The 15,779-nt window shown below is 72.6% G+C and carries 13 protein-coding genes, 1 rRNA gene and 1 pseudogene; 13 read left to right on the top strand and 2 right to left on the bottom strand.

Features of this window, described 5'->3' with window-relative positions:
• A 5S ribosomal RNA gene (gene rrf, locus ABT263_RS39000) occupies positions 1 to 73 on the top strand; the annotation flags it as partial.
• Positions 74 to 138: 65 nt separating this feature from the next.
• Positions 139 to 845 (top strand): annotated as a pseudogene (locus tag ABT263_RS36980) (NAD-binding protein); the annotation flags it as partial.
• A gap of 327 nt (positions 846 to 1,172) precedes the next feature.
• On the opposite strand, the gene ABT263_RS36975 reads toward ABT263_RS36980, so the two are convergent.
• Positions 1,173 to 2,405, bottom strand: coding sequence for an acyl-CoA dehydrogenase family protein (locus tag ABT263_RS36975; RefSeq protein WP_352297838.1), 1,233 nt, complete (start codon positions 2,403 to 2,405; stop codon positions 1,173 to 1,175).
• Positions 2,406 to 2,424: 19 nt separating this feature from the next.
• Positions 2,425 to 3,603, bottom strand: coding sequence for an acyl-CoA dehydrogenase family protein (locus ABT263_RS36970; protein ID WP_352297836.1), 1,179 nt, complete (start codon positions 3,601 to 3,603; stop codon positions 2,425 to 2,427).
• A 520-nt stretch (positions 3,604 to 4,123) separates the two neighbouring features.
• Between ABT263_RS36970 and ABT263_RS36965 the strand changes: the two genes are divergently transcribed.
• The 11 genes from ABT263_RS36965 to ABT263_RS36915 all read left to right on the top strand — a co-directional run.
• A complete protein-coding gene (locus ABT263_RS36965) occupies positions 4,124 to 5,284 on the top strand; it encodes a hydroxymethylglutaryl-CoA lyase-like TIM-barrel protein (protein WP_352297833.1) in 1,161 nt (386 codons plus the stop codon).
• 66 nt (positions 5,285 to 5,350) lie between these two features.
• Complete coding sequence (locus ABT263_RS36960) at positions 5,351 to 5,542, top strand: lysine biosynthesis protein LysW (RefSeq protein WP_352297830.1); 192 nt, start codon at positions 5,351 to 5,353, stop codon at positions 5,540 to 5,542.
• Positions 5,543 to 5,546: 4 nt separating this feature from the next.
• Positions 5,547 to 6,398 (top strand): ATP-grasp domain-containing protein, encoded by an 852-nt coding sequence (locus ABT263_RS36955; RefSeq protein ID WP_352297828.1) that lies wholly within the window; start codon positions 5,547 to 5,549, stop codon positions 6,396 to 6,398.
• On the top strand, positions 6,395 to 7,450 hold the full coding sequence (gene argC, locus ABT263_RS36950; protein WP_329490285.1) for an N-acetyl-gamma-glutamyl-phosphate reductase: 1,056 nt from the start codon (positions 6,395 to 6,397) through the stop codon (positions 7,448 to 7,450). Before ABT263_RS36955 ends, argC begins: the two co-directional genes overlap by 4 nt.
• Positions 7,447 to 8,250: an amino acid kinase family protein gene (locus ABT263_RS36945; RefSeq protein ID WP_352297826.1), complete on the top strand. Its 804-nt coding sequence runs from the start codon at positions 7,447 to 7,449 to the stop codon at positions 8,248 to 8,250. The genes argC and ABT263_RS36945 overlap by 4 nt, the downstream gene beginning before the upstream one ends.
• Before the next feature lie 12 nt (positions 8,251 to 8,262).
• Complete coding sequence (locus ABT263_RS36940) at positions 8,263 to 8,826, top strand: type 1 glutamine amidotransferase (protein ID WP_329490287.1); 564 nt, start codon at positions 8,263 to 8,265, stop codon at positions 8,824 to 8,826.
• Between the two features lie 106 nt (positions 8,827 to 8,932).
• Positions 8,933 to 10,048, top strand: a complete 1,116-nt coding sequence (locus tag ABT263_RS36935; RefSeq protein WP_329490288.1) for a Glu/Leu/Phe/Val dehydrogenase dimerization domain-containing protein — start codon at positions 8,933 to 8,935, stop codon at positions 10,046 to 10,048.
• A complete protein-coding gene (locus ABT263_RS36930) occupies positions 10,045 to 11,694 on the top strand; it encodes an AMP-binding protein (RefSeq protein WP_352297823.1) in 1,650 nt (549 codons plus the stop codon). The genes ABT263_RS36935 and ABT263_RS36930 overlap by 4 nt, the downstream gene beginning before the upstream one ends.
• Before the next feature lie 67 nt (positions 11,695 to 11,761).
• A complete protein-coding gene (locus ABT263_RS36925) occupies positions 11,762 to 13,075 on the top strand; it encodes a pyridoxal phosphate-dependent aminotransferase (protein WP_352297820.1) in 1,314 nt (437 codons plus the stop codon).
• A 13-nt stretch (positions 13,076 to 13,088) separates the two neighbouring features.
• The gene (locus ABT263_RS36920) at positions 13,089 to 13,982 is read left to right on the top strand and encodes a fumarylacetoacetate (FAA) hydrolase (RefSeq protein WP_352297817.1); all 894 of its coding nucleotides are present in this window, start codon (positions 13,089 to 13,091) and stop codon (positions 13,980 to 13,982) included.
• A 489-nt stretch (positions 13,983 to 14,471) separates the two neighbouring features.
• A partial coding sequence (locus tag ABT263_RS36915; RefSeq protein WP_352297814.1) for an MFS transporter occupies positions 14,472 to 15,779 on the top strand: 1,308 nt, incomplete at its 3' end.

Raw genomic sequence — 15,779 nt, 5'->3', positions numbered from 1 at the left:
CCCGGAAGCTAAGCCTCACAGCGCCGATGGTACTGCAGGGGGGACCCTGTGGGAGAGTAGGACGCCGCCGAACAATCATTCCAAAGAACCCCCCGGTCCGTAAGGATCGGGGGGTTCTTTGCGTTTCCCGGAGAAAGGCGCCACCTGCTGGCGGCCTACGCCGACCTGCTGCCCGCCGCCCGCCCGGGCACGCTCTTCGTCGACTGCTCCACCGTCGACGTGGGCGACGCCCGGTCCGCCCACGAGCTCGCGGAGCGGGCCGGGTACCGGGCGATCGATGCGCCGGTCTTCGGCGGCGTGCCCGGCGCGACCGCCGGGAGCCTCCTCTTCATGGTGTGCGCCGCGGCGGCGGACCCCGCCGCCGCCGGACCGGTGCCGGCGGCGATGGGCGCCAAGGTCGTGCACTGCGGCCCCTCGGGCGCCCGGCAGGCCGCGAAGATCTGCAACAACGTGATCCTCGGGAGCTCGATGATCGCGGTCAGCGAGGCGTTCGTGCGGGGGGAGAGCCTCGGGCTCAGCCACCAGGCGCTGTTCGACGTCGCCTCGACCGCCTCTGGCCAGTGCTGGGCGCTGACCGGCAACTGCCCCGTCCCCGGCCCGGTGCCGGCCAGCCCCGCCAACCGTGACTACCGTCGAGTGCGACTCCAGTCGGCTTCGCCGCCGCGCTGATGGCCAACGACTTCGGACTGGCCGCCGGAGCGGTCAAGGCTGCCGGCCTGCCGGTGGAACTCGGCCTGAGGGCAGCGGAGTTGTCCGCGGACTTCGCCGCCGCCGAGGGTGCGGGGCTGGACTTCTCGGCCATCATCACGACCCTCCGGGAGGGGGGCGAGCGGACCCGTCGGTGAATACCGGCCGACCGGCCGGGGCCGCCTCGCGAATGGCCCCGGCCGGTCGGCCCCGGGAAATGCCCGGAGGTGCCGGGAAGCCGACCGGCGGGTCGGCCCGGATTCCCGCCACCGGTTCGAGCCACGGATTCCCGTCACGGATTCCGGCACTGATTCCCGGCACTACGCCCGAGGAATGTACCCGCGGTGTTGCCGGAGATGAATTCACCGTGACGAATTCCGGTCCGCCGGGAATTCGACCGGCCGGCCGGTCCCGGTATCCGGGGGTTCTTCCGGCCCGCCGCGGGCCGGGCCGGAAGAACCCCCGGGTGGTGCCGGACCGCGGAGCTACGCGGGAACGGCCCCGGCGGGCCGGGTGAGGCCGTCGAAGCCCGCCGGATCGGTACCGAGACCGGCCGGTGCCACCCAGTCGAACGGCCGGTAGACCGCCGGGCCCAGGCCCAGGCTCTCGGCGACCGTCTCCCGCAGCCGGTTGGAGGTGAACCCGCCGATGACGTTCATCTGGGCGTCCCGGTAGAGGCGCTCCACCTCGTGGCCCCGGGTGACGCCGGCCGCGCCGTGGATCTGCACGGCGCGGGCGGCGACCTCGACGGCCATCTCGGTGGCGTAGATCTTGAGCATGGCGATCGCCTCCCGGGCCGACCGGCCGGCGGCGAGCTGGGTCACCGCCCGGCGGGCCAGCACCCGGGCGGCGTCGATCTGGGCCCGGGACTCGGCGAGCTGGGTCTGCACGCCCTCCATGTGCGCCAGGGGCCGCCCGAAGGAGACCCGTTCACCCGCGTACCGGACCGAGGCGTCCAGCGCGGACTCGGCGATGGCGATGGCCGAGACGGAGATCAGCAGCCAGCCCCAGGCCATCAGTTCGGCCAGCTCACCGGCCAGTTCGCCGAACGGCACGGGCACCACGTCGGCCTCGGAGACGGTGGCCTCGGTGAAGACGATGCCGCCCCAGGGCATGCCGCGCAGGCCCATCCGCGGCGTCTCGTAGCGGCGGACGCCGGGCTGGTTCAGGTCCACGAAGGCGAGGCACCAGTCGTGGCCCTCGTCGCCGGGGGCCTTCTGCCGGCGGGCGAGTGTGACGGCCACGTCCGCGTCCGGCGCATTGGTGATCTTGGCCTTCTCGCCGTTGATGACGAACCCCTCGCCGGGGGTCCCGGCCGGCCGGACCGTGGTGGTGTAGGTCCCGGCGTCGCTGCCCGCGGGCGGTTCCACGATGGCGAAGCAGGCCAGCTTCTCGCCGGAGATCAGCGGCTCCAGCAGCCGGTCGTACTCGCTGGGCCGGCTGTAGCGGGAGATCAGCTTGCCGCACAGCAGGCCGGACACGGTGGCGGTCCAGTAACTGCCCGGGCAGGCCCGGGCGAGCGCCTCCATGGCCGCCAGCTGGGTGAGGCCGTCGGCGCCGCTGCCGCCCGAGGACTCCGGGTGGAACAGCCGCAGGTAGCCGCTGTCGATGATCTCCGTCCAGTTCGGCGAAGGCATCCGGCCCGCCGCGTCGGTCTCGGCGGCCCGGGAGGCGGTGCCCGGGAAGCTGAGGACGGTGCCGTGTGGTGTGTCGGTCATGTCGGTATCGGTCCTCACGTCAGCCGAGCCCGAGCAGGGACGCGGCGATCACCGGGCGCAGCACCTCGGTGCCGCCCCCGGTCTCGGCGAAGAACAGGGCGTCGCGGTGGGCCCGCGCGATCAGGTGGTCGCTGGTCAGGGCGAGCGGGCCGGACAGGCGCGCGGCCCCCTCGGCGACCGTCCGCGCGGCGGCGGCCACGAAGAGCCGCGCGGTGGCGGCGTCCTGGCGGGTGGGTCGGCCGCCGGAGTCGAACTGTCCGGCGGCCCGGTAGAGCAGTCCGGAGGCCAGCTCGCAGCGGGTGGCGAGGTCGGCCAGGGTGAACCGGGCGGACTGGGCGTGCACGAGGGGCCGGCCGAAGACCCGGCGCTCGCCGACGCCGTCGACGGCGTCCCGGACCAGGGCCCGCATGACGCCGAGCCAGGGCGCGCTGGAGAAGACCCAGTCGAGCGAGGCCAGCAGCGGCTCCACCTCGGTCCCGGCGCCGCCGACGCTGCCCAGCACCGCGTCGTCCGGGACGTGGCAGCCGTCCAGGACGAGGCGTCCCCAGGCGCAGGTGCGCATGGCGGCCGGCGCCGACTCGGTGATCAGCAGTCCGGGGGTGGAGCGGTCCAGGACGAAGGCCGTCCGTCCGCCGCCGTCGTGCGTGGCGACGACCAGGAAGTGGTGGGCCACCGGGCCGCCGGCGACGAGGTCCAGCTCGCCCGTGAGCACCCAGCCGCCGAGCCCCGGGGTGCCGGGGCGGGCGGTGACGGTCGGGGCGAGGGCGGCGCCCTGGGTCTGCCGCAGGGACACCGCGCCGATCCAGTCGCCGGAGGCCATCAGGGGCAGGTAGCGCTCGCGCTGGCGGGGGCTGCCGAAGGCGCGCAGTGGCACGGTGGCGAGCACCGCGTGGACGCCGACGGCGAGGGCGAGGCCCGGGTCGCGGGCGCCTTCGCCGAGGCCTTCGAGGAGGGCACAGGTCTGGGTGGCGCTGAGGCCGCCGCCGCCGAGGGCGCGCGGGACCAGCGGTCCGGCGAGGCCGGGGCCGGGCCGGGCGCCGACCAGTTCGGCGAAGAGGGCCGGGTCCCAGCGGTGGTCGCGGTCCCGCTCGGCCGCGGTCGGCCGCGCGACGCGCTCGGCCAGCTCGCGGGCCGCGGCGGCCGACGACGGATCGCCGGACCCCTGGGGGGCGGGCTTGAGTTCCAGTGGAACAACCATCGGAAGTTCTCTCCTTTCTACGGGCGGTGCTCAGTTCGGTAAGTGGTCGCTTCCCCCGGCACTGCGGGGTGCGTGCGCACGGTTCGACCGGTCCGTTCTCACGTGTCCATGGCTCCGTTCTCGGGTGGAGGGGGGTGCGGCGGTACGGGACGGCACACCGTCGGGGGGCGCTCGAACGACTCGCGGGGCAATGCCGCCGGCCTCCCGCCGCTCGGCGCGGATTTCGCGCGCTATTCAGCGATACAGGTGCCCTCGGAGGCTGTCCAGGAAATTGTCGGCATGCCGACGAGAAGTCCGCACAGCTCACCGTCCATGACGTTCCATCACAGTCCTTGACAAGCTCCTGACATTGGCAGTGTTGTCCCTTCACAGCGCGATCGACCACCATATTCGTCGAGCGCACTGCGCATCGTCGCTCTTTCGGCCCTGCTCCATTCGTACATGCCGCATCGCGAGAATTCAGGCCGGAGCCGAGGTCAGCGCGAATGGGAACCCGGCTCCGGAAAAGGAGGGAACGCACATGGCACCAGCAGAGCACCTGAAGGAAGACGTGCCCCCGCAGGGGCTGCCCCACCTGTCCGACGCGACCTTGCGGGACTCCGCGCACATGGCCGGCGTCGAGTTCGGCCCGAAGGACGCCGCCCACATCGCCGACCTCCTGGTCCGCACCGGCGTCGAGCTGGTCGAGGTCGGGATGATCTCCGGCCCGTCGACCAAGGACGCCGACCTCATCCTCGCCACCCACGAGTCGGTGGGCCCGGAGCGCTCGCTGAGCCTGGTCGTGGTGCGGGACCGCCAGCAGGTGGTCACGGCGCTGGACGAGGCCAAGCGGCTCGGCGTGCGGTCCGTGATGTTCTCGATCCCGACCTCGGAGCAGCACGCGGCCCTCAAGCTGAGCTCCTCCAGCACCAAGTACCTGATCGCGGTGGCCCGGGCGGCGATCGTCGCGGCCAAGGAGCGCGGCTTCCACGTCACCTTCAGCGGTGAGGACGGCGCCCGCACGCCCAGGGAGCGGCTCGTCCCCTACGTCGAGGCGGGCTTCGCGGCCGGCGCCGACCGGTTCCGGCTGGCGGAGACCGTCGCCTACCTGTCGCCGTGGCAGATGGAGCGTCAGATCCGCAGCATCACCGAGATCGACGGCTCCGAGATCGAGATCCACTCGCACAACATGCTGGGCATGGCGGTCGCCAACTCGCTGGCCGCCTACCGCGCCGGGGCGAAGTGGATCTCCGCGACGGCCGGCGGCATCGGGGAGCGCGGCGGCAACGCCCCGCTGGCCGAGCTGCTCACCTCGCTGCGGGTGGTCTACGGCGACACCCGCTTCGACCTGAGCCACCTCACCGAGCTCACCAACGCCGCGCTGCGCGGCGCCCGGCTCGGCGACGCCTTCCAGTCCGGCCCCACGGCCCCGCACGCCTTCGCCTACGAGCTGCCCGGCCAGCTGACCCACCCCGAGGCCTACGAGACGCTGGCCCCGGAGATCGTCGGGAACTCCCGCGAACTGCGGGTGCGCACCCGGCTGACCACGCCGCTGGTCACGTGGGCGCTCGACGAGCTGGCCGAGTCGGTCGACGTCTCCGCCTTCACCTCCTGGCTGACCGTCCGTCAGGAGCGCGACGACCGCGACCTGCTGGACCGCGACGCGATCCGCAAGGCGGCCGTCGAGTTCCAGTCCGTCTGACCGGCCCACTCCGGTCCGGCTTTCCACCACCACCGGATCCACATCCACCAGAGAACGACTACGGAGATGACAATGTCTGCTGGCACGTTGACCGGCCTGTGCCCCGAATGCGAGACCGATCTGACCACCCCGCCGATGGTGCAGGGCGAGACCATCGCCTGCCCCGAGTGCATGCTGACGCTCCGGGTGGAGGACGTCGTGGAGGGCCGGCTCAGCCTCCAGATGGTCGAGGTGCAGCTTCGCGATTGGGGTCAGTAAGCCCATGGACCGAACTGTCGCCATCGTCGCCGACCGGGTCGGCTGGGAAGAGCGCCGGCTGATCGACGCGGCCGCGGGCCTGGGCCTGAGCGTCGAGTGGGTCAACGACGAGTCCCTCGCCCTGGGTGACCAGGAGTCGGCCTCGCTCGGGGGCTACGCCGCCGTGCTCGTCCGCAGCCGCAGCTACACGCGGGGCGGTCTGATCGCCACCGTCGCGGAGGCGGCCCGGATCCCCACCCTGAACACCGTCTCGGCCATCCAGGCCTGCGAGAACAAGCTGACGCTGCGCGCCCAGCTGCGTGCCGCCGGCGTGCCGGTGCCCGACTTCCGGCTCGTGCTGTCCCGCCGGGACTTCGAGAAGGCCCTGGCCGAACTGCCGCCGCCGGTCGTGCTGAAGCCGGTCTTCGGCGGCATGGGCAAGCGGGTCACCCTGCTGCGGGACGCGGACTCCGCGCACTCGGTCTACGACTACGTCGAGGACCTCGGGCACGGCTTCGAGCAGGCCTCGCTGATCGAGCCCTACCTGGCCGGCGGATCCTCGCTGCGCTGCTTCGTGGTCGGCCGCGAGCTGGTCGCCATCGCCGAGTTCCACAGCGCGGGGACGGACTGGCGCAGCAACGCGGCGCTGGGCAACCGCAACCGCGCCGTCGACCTCGACCCCGAGGTGCAGAAGATCGTCGACGGGGTGCTGGACGTCCTCGGCGAGGGCATCTTCGGCATCGACCTCTTTGCGACGCCCGACGGCTACGTGGTCAACGAGGTCAACCACGCACCGGCCTTCCGGGCGGTCGCCTCGGCCACCGGGGTGGACATCGCCGCGGCCATCGGCCGCTACGTACGGGAGGAGATCGGATGATCCGGGTCGGCATCATCGGGGCCTCCGGGCTCGCCGGCGGTGAACTGATCAGGCTGATCACCCAGCACCCCGAGCTGGAGCTGACCTTCCTCGGCGGCAACGCCAGCGCGGGGCGCCGCCCGGCCGAGCTCCACCCGGGCCTGCGGCTGGACCTCGGGCTGACCATCGAACCGGTCGGCACGGACCTCAGCGGCCGGTGCGACGTCGTCCTGCTCGCCACGCCCGCGACCGCCTCGGCGGAGCTGGCGGCGCGGCTGGCCGACGAGGTGCCCTGCGTCATCGACCTCAGCGGCGCCTTCCGGATCCAGACGCCGGCGCTGCACGACCGGTGGTACCCGGACGTGCACCGTGCCGACGGCCTGGCGGACCGGTTCGTCTACGGCGTCCCGGAGCTGGTCGGTGACCAGCTGCCCGGCGCCGCGCTGATCTCGCTGCCGGGCTGCTTCGCCACCGCGATCACCCTCGGGCTCGCCCCGCTGGTGATCGGCCTCGGCCTCAACCTGAGGACCGTGGTGGTGGACGGCAAGACCGGCTCCAGCGGCGGCGGCCTGTCCCTGCGGACGGCCGACCTGCACCCGCTGCGCAACGGCGCCATCGCGCCGTACGCACCGGCGGGGCACCGGCACGCGGCGGAGGTCAAGGACTTCCTGGAGCGCAGCAAGCCGGGCGGGATCGACTCGCTCAGCATGTCGGCGTACGGGGTGTCGCACGTGCGCGGCCTGATGGCCAGCACCTACGTCTTCACCGACGACGAGGTGGACGCGCGCAGCCTGCACCGCGCGTACCTGCGCTTCTACAAGCAGCGCCCGTTCGTGCGGGTCCGCCGGCACAACGAGACGCTGATCCCGGTGCCGGACCCGCAGGCCGTGCTGGGTTCGAACTTCTGCGACGTGTCGGTCCTGCACGACGAGGAGGCCGGGCGGATCGTCGTCCTGGCGGCGCTGGACAACATGGTCAAGGGCGCGGCGGGCCAGGCGATCCAGGCCCTCAACCTGCGCTTCGGCCTGCCCGAGGAGACCGGGCTGACCCAGCAGCCGGTGATGCCGGCATGACCGGGACGGCAGCCACCGACACCCCGACCGTCGTCAAGCTCGGCGGCAGCACGGTCGACGACCTCGCCGGCACCTGGTGGGACGACCTGGCCCGGTTCGGCCGGGACCACCCGCTGGTCCTCGTGCACGGCTGGTCCAAGCCGCTGAAGAACCTCAGCCCCCGCTACCACGAGCCCTCGGCGATCCTGCGCGACCGGTACGGCAACCAGAGCCGGTGGACGACGCCCGAGGTCATCGAGGACATCAAGACCGTCAGTGCCGAGCTCGCCGAGGACGTCCTGCGACGCCTGGAGCAGCGCGGCATCACCGCCGAGCGGGTGCTCGGCAGCGACGGCCTGGTGACCGCCGGCGAGGGCGAGCGCTGGTGGTGGAAGGAGAAGCAGCTCGTCGAGCTGGAGAACCTCGTCGGCCCGATCACCGGGGTGGACCCGGCGGCGCTGAAGAACCTCAAGGCCGGCCACGCCTACCTCGTCACCCCGCTCGCGCGGGACGCGGCGGGCCGGGAGGTGAACACCGACGGCGACCGGGCCGCTGCCGCCGTCGCCGGCGGCATCGGGGCCGAACAACTGGTCCTGGTCACCGATGTCGCGCACCTGCTGATCGACGATCAGCCGGTGCGCCGGATCACGGCGGAGGCCGCGGCCCGGTTCCGGGACAAGGGCGCCACCGGCGGCATGCGCAAGAAGCTGCGCGCCGCGGGGGAGGCCCTGGACCGGGGAGTGGACCGTGTCGTCATCGGCAGCGCACCCGTGACGGACCTGATCGCCGAGCGCACCGGAACCGTCATCACACGAGCGTGAGGAGCAGGGTACGTGGCGAAATCCCGTGTGCTAGTCGTCAACAACGGAACGCTGTCGCTGAAGCAGCTCCGCGGCCGCTTCGAGGAGTTGGGTTCGGAGACGGACGTCGTCCGCGCCGAGGAGGTGCCCGCCGACCTCGGTGGCCGCTACCAGGCGATCGTGCTGAGCGGTACCAAGGTGCGGGCCTATGACAGTGACTTCTACCGGCCGCTGATCGACCTCGTGACCCATGCCGACGTCCCGGTCTTCGGGATCTGCGGCGGCATGCAGATCATCGCCGTCGCGGCCGGCGGCCGGCTCGCCGAGGGGCCGCAGCGGGTGGGCGGCTACGAGGTGCAGGTCGACAAGGAGGAGCCGCTCTTCACCCATGTGAAGCCGACCGTGACGGTGTTCCACCGGCACACCCTCTACCTCCAGGAGGCGCCCGAGGGCTTCCGCTCGATCGGCCGCTCGGAGCACGCCCCGGTGGAGTTCATCCGCTCCGAGGACGGGCGGATCCACGGGGCCCAGGCACATCTGGAGTTCCGCGCCGACGGTCTGGAGATTCTGCGAGGCTTCGCACAGCTCTACCAGTGACGATCCGTCAGCAGGCGCGTACGGCCGGGCCGTCCGCGACGGCCGGCGCGCCTGGCTGACGGCCCGTCACGCCATGAACCCATCTAGGTACCGAAGGAATGCGCACATGACTGTGGAAGAGACCCAGGCGCCGGCATTCGCCGTTCACCTCAACGGCAGCGGTGGTGCGATCAAGGGCTGGGTGGTCGTCGACTCCCTCGTCGACGGCCTGGCCATGGGCGGCACCCGGATGACCACCGGGGTCACCGAGGAGGAAGTGGCGGGCCTGGCCCGCGACATGACCGACAAGTTCACCCTCGCCGGGCTGCGCATCGGCGGCGCCAAGGCCGGCATCGTCTCCGACGGCACCGACCGCGAGGAGACCTTCCGGACCTTCGGCCGGACGGTGAAGCCGCTGCTGCACGGCGGCATCCACCTCGGCATCGACATGGGCGTCACCCCCGCGGACCGGGCGGTGTTCTTCGCGGAGGCCGGTTACGACCCGCGCTTCCGGCTGGGCGCCCCGGACATGCCGATCGACTGGCGCACCTACTACGAGCCGCTGATCGACTGCACCGGGCACGGCGTGGGGGTGGCCGCGGTCACCGCGCTGGAGGCCAGTGGCCGCACCGGGTCGGCCCGGGTCGTGGTGCAGGGCTTCGGTGCGGTGGGCCGTGCCGTCGCCCGGTTCCTGGAGGACCGCGGCCACACCGTGGTGGGCGTCGCCGACGTCCAGGGCACCATCAGCGCGGACCGGCTGCCGGTGGCCGACCTGGTCGCCATCACCGACGAGTTCGGCCGGATCGACCGCTCCCGCCTGCCGCAGGGCGTCACCCAGTCCGGCGAGCCGGACGCCTGGCTCGACGTCGACGCCGACCTGCTGATCCTGGCGGCGCAGAAGCACGCGATCAACGCCGACAACGCGCACCGGCTGCGCTCGCGCCTGGTGGTGGAGGGCGGCAACCTCGCCTCCAGCGCCGAGGGCAAGGCCAAGGTGCTGGCCGCGGGCGCCACCGTCGTCCCCGGCGTGATCGCCAACATCGGGGGCGCCGGCTCGGCGGCCCTCGCCGTCACCCGGGTCGTCCCGTTCCACCTGGAGGCGGAGGCCCGCAAGGCCTGGGTCTTCGACTGGGTCGGCGACCGGGTGCGGCAGAACACCCGCGACCTGCTGGAGATCGCCGCCGCCCGCGCCGGCGACCCGCTGCCCGAGCTGCTCGCCGCCCGCCGCAAGGAGCGCGGATGACCGCCGGCCCGTCCGTCGGCCCGGACCAGGCCCCGCCCCGGGGCAGCGCGGCCGAGTACCTGCGGCGCGGCTGGTGGCGCGAGGAGACCTTCCTCGACGACCTGCGCCGCCAGGCCCGGCTGCGGCCGCGCAAGCTCGCCGTCGCGGCCCGCCGGATCGGCGAGGCGCGCACCGACACCCTGGACTACTCCGAACTGGCCGTGCTGACCGACCGCTTCGCCCTGGCGCTGGTGGAACTCGGAGTCGAGCGCGGCGATTTCGTCGCCGTCCAGCTCCCCAACCGGTGGGAGACGGTGCCGCTGCTGTTCGCCTGCATCCGGGTCGGCGCGGTCATCTGCCCGATCGACCCGGTCTGCCAGGAGGAGGAGCTGCGGCACCGCCTGGAGCTCACCGGCGCCCGGGTCTGCATCACCGTCCCGGAGTGGAACGGCTACCCGCTGGCCGCCCACCTCACCGCGCTGAAGGCCGAACTTCCGCTGGAGCACGTGGTGGTGGTCGGCGGCCGGGACGCCGGGACGCTCTCCTTCGACGAGCACTTCGTCGGCGTCCCGTGGGAGGAGCAGCGCGCGGGCGAGCTGGACGGGCGCGAACTCACGCCCGACGAGCCGTTCGTGGTGCTCTTCACCTCGGGCACCACCGGGGTGTCCAAGGGCGTGCTGCACAGCCAGAACACCATCTACGCGGCCGTCCGGGGCTACGCCGACACCTTCCTGCTCGACGACAGCCTGGTCGCGGCCGTCACCACCCCGCTCGTCCACTACTCCGGCTTCGGCCAGGGCATCCTGACCGGCGTCATGCTCGGCGCCACCGTCGCCTTCCAGGACGTCCGCCGCAACTCCGCCCTGCTCGACCTGGTCGAGCGCTACGGCGCCACGCTGGTCTACGGTCCGCCGTCCACCCTGGCCGACATCGCCAGGTCCCAGCGGGAGGACCCGCGCGACGTCTCCACCCTGCGCCACGCCGTCACCGGCTCCGCGCCGGTGCTCCAGGAGCTGGTGGACGAGGTGCGCGAGACCCTCGGGGCCCGGACCTACTCGGTGTGGGGGATGTCCGAGTTCGGGCCGGTCACCATCACCCGGCTCGACTACAACCCGGACTGGGCGGCCAGCAGCAACGGCGGGCCGATCGACTCCATGGAGCTGCGCGTCGACGACCGCGACGACCCGGGCAAGCGCGCCCCGGTCGGCCGGCTGCGGGTGCGCGGCGCGGCGCAGGCCCTCGGGTACTACAAGCGCGAGGACGTCTTCGCCGCCGAGTTCAACGCCGAGGGCTGGTTCGACACCGGGGACTACGCGCGCGACGACGGCCGCGGCGGCATCCGCATCCTCGGCCGGGCCAAGGACGCCCTGATCCGCGACGACACCGTCGTCCCGATGACGGAACTCGAAGCGATCATCTCCCGGCACCCCGAGGTGACCGAGACCGCGCTGGTCGGGACCACCGGGCGCAGCGACGACCCGATCCTCGCGGTGGTCGCCACCGCCGGCGCGCAGCCCGGGCTGGAGGAGATCCACGCCGTGCTGCGCGAGGCCGGCCAGGACCCGCGCTTCTTCCCGGAGCGCGTGGTGGTCGTCGACGCCCTGCCGAAGACGCTCACCGGCAAGGTCCGCAAGGCCGAGCTGCGCCGCCGCTACGGCGGGCAGTGACCCACGCCGGATCGCCCCGGTCCCGCACCGCCGACCACCAGCCCCCTCCGATCCCTGGAGCACACCCATGCCCGAGCCCGCGAAGGTGACCCTGTCGGCGACGTTGGCCGCCGACGAGGCCCTCGCCCGCAGACGCGCCGCCGGCGAACAGGTCCTGATCATGGCCAGCGGCGAGATCGGCCTGCCGGTCCACCCCGAGCTGAGGGCCCGGCTGGCGGCCGCCGCCGACCGGTCCACCTACGGCCCGGTGGCCGGCAGCCCGGAGCTGCGGTCGGCGGCGGCCGGCTACTGGCAGCGGCGCGGTCTGGCCGCCGACCCGGAGCTGGTCGTCGCCGGGCCGGGCAGCAAGGCCCTGCTGTTCGCCCTGATCATGGCGGTCGGCGGCGACGTGGTGATCCCCCGGCCCAGCTGGGTCAGCTACGCCGCCCAGGCCGAGCTCGTCGGCGCCCGGGTCCTCAAGGTCCCCGTCCCGGCGGGGGAGGGCGGCGTACCGGACCCGGACCTGCTGCGCGAGACGGTCCTGGCGGCCCGCGCCGCGGGGCACGACCCGCGCTCCGTCGTCGTCACCCTGCCGGACAACCCCACCGGCGTCGTCGCCACGCCCGACACCGTCCGGCGGCTGGGCGAGGCGGCCCGGGAGCTGGACCTCGTCATCATCTCCGACGAGATCTACTGCGACCTGGTCTTCGACCCGGCCACGCCGGCGGTCTCCCCGGCCGCGTTCGCACCCGAGCGCACCGTGGTCACCACCGGGCTGACCAAGAACCTGGCGGTGGGCGGCTGGCGGACGGGCGTCGCCCTGCTGCCCGAGGGCGCCGCCGGGCGCCGGCTCCACGCCCGGCTGATCGCCATCGCCAGCCAGATCTGGTCCAGCCCGCCCGCCCCCGTCCAGGTGGCGGCCGCGTACGCCTTCGCCGAGCCGCCGGAGATCGTGGCGCACGTGGCGGCCTCGCGCCGGCTGCACGGGATCGTCGCCGCGGCGACGGCCGAGCGGTTCACCGCCGCCGGAGCGCTGCTGGCGCCGGTCCGCGCCACGTGCTACCTGTACCCGGACTTCGAGCCGCTGCGCGAGCGGCTCCGCTCCGTCCACGGGGTGCGCACCGGGACGGAGCTGGCCCGGCTGTTCACCGACCGCTACGGCGTCGGCGTGCTGGGCGCCGAGGCCTTCGGGGAGGCCGCCGAGCCGCTGCGGCTGCGCGCGGCCACCAGCCGGTTCTACGGCGAGACGGCGGAGCGGCAGCACGCCGCCCTGGAGGCCGCCGACCCGCTCGGGCTGCCGTGGATCCGGGCCGCCATCGACCGGGTCGACGAGGTCCTGACGGACCTCACCGCCCCGTCCACCACCCGGCTCCTGCCGGGCCGACCGCACCAACGAGCCTAGGAGGACCACCGAGATGTCCATACTTTTCGAATGCGAATACCAGGGTGAGCGGTACGTGGGCTTCGAGAAGCCCGTACCCGGGCAGGCTCTGACGCTGTACCGGGTGAACGACGGCCGGCTGCAGGCCGAGTTCATCGCCGCCGAGACCGCCGAGGACGTCGTCGCCGCGATCAAGGCCGAGGTCACCCCGATCACCGTCGAGGGCGGCGAGGAGCAGGTGAAGTACCTGCCGCCGCTGCTGCCCGAGGCCAGCGGGAACGCCCTGCTGAGCGGTTTCATGCGGACCCACAAGTCGAAGTTCGAGGGCGAGCCGGGCGAGGACGAGGAGTTCGTCGCGCCGAACTGGTTCTTCAAGGGCTTCGGTTCCTGGCTGCGGCTGCCCGGCGAGACCCTGGTCGTCCCGGAGAAGTCGGTGGCGCTGATCGAGGAGCCGGAGCTGGCCCTCGTCTACGTCAACGACGACGCGGGCAACCCGCGGTACGTCGGCTACACCTTCGGCAACGACCTGTGCGACATCGGCCTGCACATCCAGAACCCGGGCTGGAACCCGTACTGCAAGCTGTGCGACACCTCGATCACCCCGTGGCTGTTCCTCGGGGAGCCGCCGGCCTCCGTGACCGGCCGGGTCGTCATCGAGCGGGACGGCGTCCCCGCCTGGGAGGGCCCGTTCGACTGCGGCGAGGACGCCCTGTACTTCAAGATCCAGGACATGGTGGACAACCTGTTCGAGTACCCGGCGCTGCGCCGCCCGGGTCTGGTCAACTACGTCCTGCTCGGCGCCGACAAGGCGAGCTTCCACGACGGTTTCCGGATCGCCCACGGCGACCGCATCACCATCGACTTCAAGAGCCACGGCGTGGTGCTGGAGAACGAGGTGACGTTCACTCAGTCCAACTACCCGGCCTAGTCGTTCGGGGCTCGCCGCCGTTGGCCGGTTCCCGCCCTTCTGGCCCGATCCGCCTGCCCGGTGGGGTTGTCCGCCCCGCCGGGCAGGCGGGTTCCTGCGGAGCGTCCACCATGTGAGACGGTCTCGCCGCCGCATCGGAAGCCCCGCGGCCACCCCCGCGGCCGACTGTCCGGAGAGTCGTTCCGGGCCCGTGAACTGCACGTTTGATGGTCCGTCAACTCTGTTCAGCGCGACGCCGAGTGTCGTCCACCGGGCTCGCCGCACCCGCTACTTCCGCCAGAACATAAATAAGTCCATCATCTCTGCGGGAAACGGGATGACCGGGCGGTCGGCGGTTGTTGCGGCTGGCAGCGCGCTGCGTGGGGGCCGGGGGGCTTTGGCGTGCGACGAACCGGCACGCGACGAACCGCTCTCCGCCCGCAGTCGGCTCACCCCGTACCGCAGCAGCGTCCTGAATCCGCATTCGTATGAGAGTTCGAGGTATCAAGCATGGCAACCTCCCAGACCGGGCTGTCGGCAAGCTCCCCTCCGGACACACCCTCCGCGGAGGAGAGCCGGAAGCTCCCGATGTCCCCCCTGCTGGCCCTGGCCACGGCCGCCTTCGTGATGGTGCTGACCGAGGCGCTGCCCGCCGGCGTGCTGCCCGAGATGGCGCGCGACCTCTCGGTCAGCGAGTCCGCGGCGGGGCAGGCGCTGACGATCTACGCGATCGCCACCGGCGTCTCGGCCATCCCGCTCGCCGCGGCCACGGCCGGCTGGCGCCGCAAGCAGCTGGTCCTGGTGGCGGTGGTGGCCTTCATCCTCGCCAACACGGTCACCGCCATCTCGTCGAGCTACGTCCTGACCATGGGGTTCCGTCTCGTCGCCGGTGTGGCCGCGGCCGCCGTCTGGGGTGAACTCGTGGTGTACGCGCGCCGGCTGGCGCCGCCGCACCTGGTCGGCCGGGCCATCGCGATCACCATGATCGGCATCCCGCTCGCCCTGTCGCTGGGCATCCCGGCCGGCACCTTCCTCGGCAAGGTCTTCGGCTGGCGCCTGACCTTCGGTCTGATCACCGCCGTCACCGTGCTGCTGCTGCTCTGGATCATCGCGTCCGTGCCCGACCACCCGGGGCAGAAGGCCGAGCACCGCGAGCCGATCCTCCAGGCCCTGCGCCTGCCCGGGGTGTCGATCATCCTGGTCGTGGTGGCCGCGTACGTGCTCGCCCACAACACCTTCTACACGTACATCGCCTCGTTCCTCGACGAGAACAAACTGGGGGACAACCGCGACACCGTCCTCCTGGTCTTCGGCCTCGCCTCGATGCTGAGCATCTGGATCACCGGCACGCTGATCGACCGCTATCTGCGCGAACTGACCATCGCCAGCTGCGTCCTGTTCACCGTGGCGGCGGTCTTCCTCGCGCTGACGCCGGGCAGCCCGGTGGCCGTCTACGGGGCGATGGTGCTGTGGGGCCTCGGCTGGGGCGGCCTGGCCACCCTGCTGCAGACCGCCGTCACCAACACGGGCGGCAGCCGCGGCCAGGCCCTGCTGGTCACGGTCTGGAACTCGTTCATGGCCGGTGGCGGCGTGGCCGGCGGGGTGCTGCTCTCGGCGGCCGGCCCGGGCTCGTTCCCGTGGACCGTGCTGGTGCTGGTGATCCCGCTGATCGCCCTCGTGTTCGCCGCCCGTACGCACGCCTTCCCGGCGAAGCGCGCGGGAGGTCCAACTACCTGTCCTTCCACGACGCACTGCCCGAGATCATCCAGGCGCCCACCTCGGCACTGGCCGACGGCCGCCTCCCGGCCGGCGCGTTCC

The organism is Kitasatospora sp. NPDC001603 (assembly GCF_040298365.1).
Taxonomy (GTDB): Bacteria; Actinomycetota; Actinomycetes; order Streptomycetales; family Streptomycetaceae; genus Kitasatospora.
Note: the sequence above shows the minus strand (reverse complement) of the source record. Positions and strands in the feature narration are given on the sequence as shown.

What these genes read in the sequence shown, in the direction of transcription:
- ABT263_RS36970 (WP_352297836.1), bottom strand. Translation starts at nt 3,603, where the DNA reads ATGGTTGTTCCACTGGAACTCAAGCCCGCCCCCCAGGGGTCCGGCGAT.
- ABT263_RS36925 (WP_352297820.1), top strand. Translation starts at nt 11,762, where the DNA reads ATGCCCGAGCCCGCGAAGGTGACCCTGTCGGCGACGTTGGCCGCCGAC.
- argC (WP_329490285.1), top strand. Translation starts at nt 6,395, where the DNA reads ATGATCCGGGTCGGCATCATCGGGGCCTCCGGGCTCGCCGGCGGTGAA.
- ABT263_RS36935 (WP_329490288.1), top strand. Translation starts at nt 8,933, where the DNA reads ATGACTGTGGAAGAGACCCAGGCGCCGGCATTCGCCGTTCACCTCAAC.
- ABT263_RS36945 (WP_352297826.1), top strand. Translation starts at nt 7,447, where the DNA reads ATGACCGGGACGGCAGCCACCGACACCCCGACCGTCGTCAAGCTCGGC.
- ABT263_RS36920 (WP_352297817.1), top strand. Translation starts at nt 13,089, where the DNA reads ATGTCCATACTTTTCGAATGCGAATACCAGGGTGAGCGGTACGTGGGC.
- ABT263_RS36965 (WP_352297833.1), top strand. Translation starts at nt 4,124, where the DNA reads ATGGCACCAGCAGAGCACCTGAAGGAAGACGTGCCCCCGCAGGGGCTG.
- ABT263_RS36930 (WP_352297823.1), top strand. Translation starts at nt 10,045, where the DNA reads ATGACCGCCGGCCCGTCCGTCGGCCCGGACCAGGCCCCGCCCCGGGGC.
- ABT263_RS36975 (WP_352297838.1), bottom strand. Translation starts at nt 2,405, where the DNA reads ATGACCGACACACCACACGGCACCGTCCTCAGCTTCCCGGGCACCGCC.
- ABT263_RS36960 (WP_352297830.1), top strand. Translation starts at nt 5,351, where the DNA reads ATGACAATGTCTGCTGGCACGTTGACCGGCCTGTGCCCCGAATGCGAG.
- ABT263_RS36955 (WP_352297828.1), top strand. Translation starts at nt 5,547, where the DNA reads ATGGACCGAACTGTCGCCATCGTCGCCGACCGGGTCGGCTGGGAAGAG.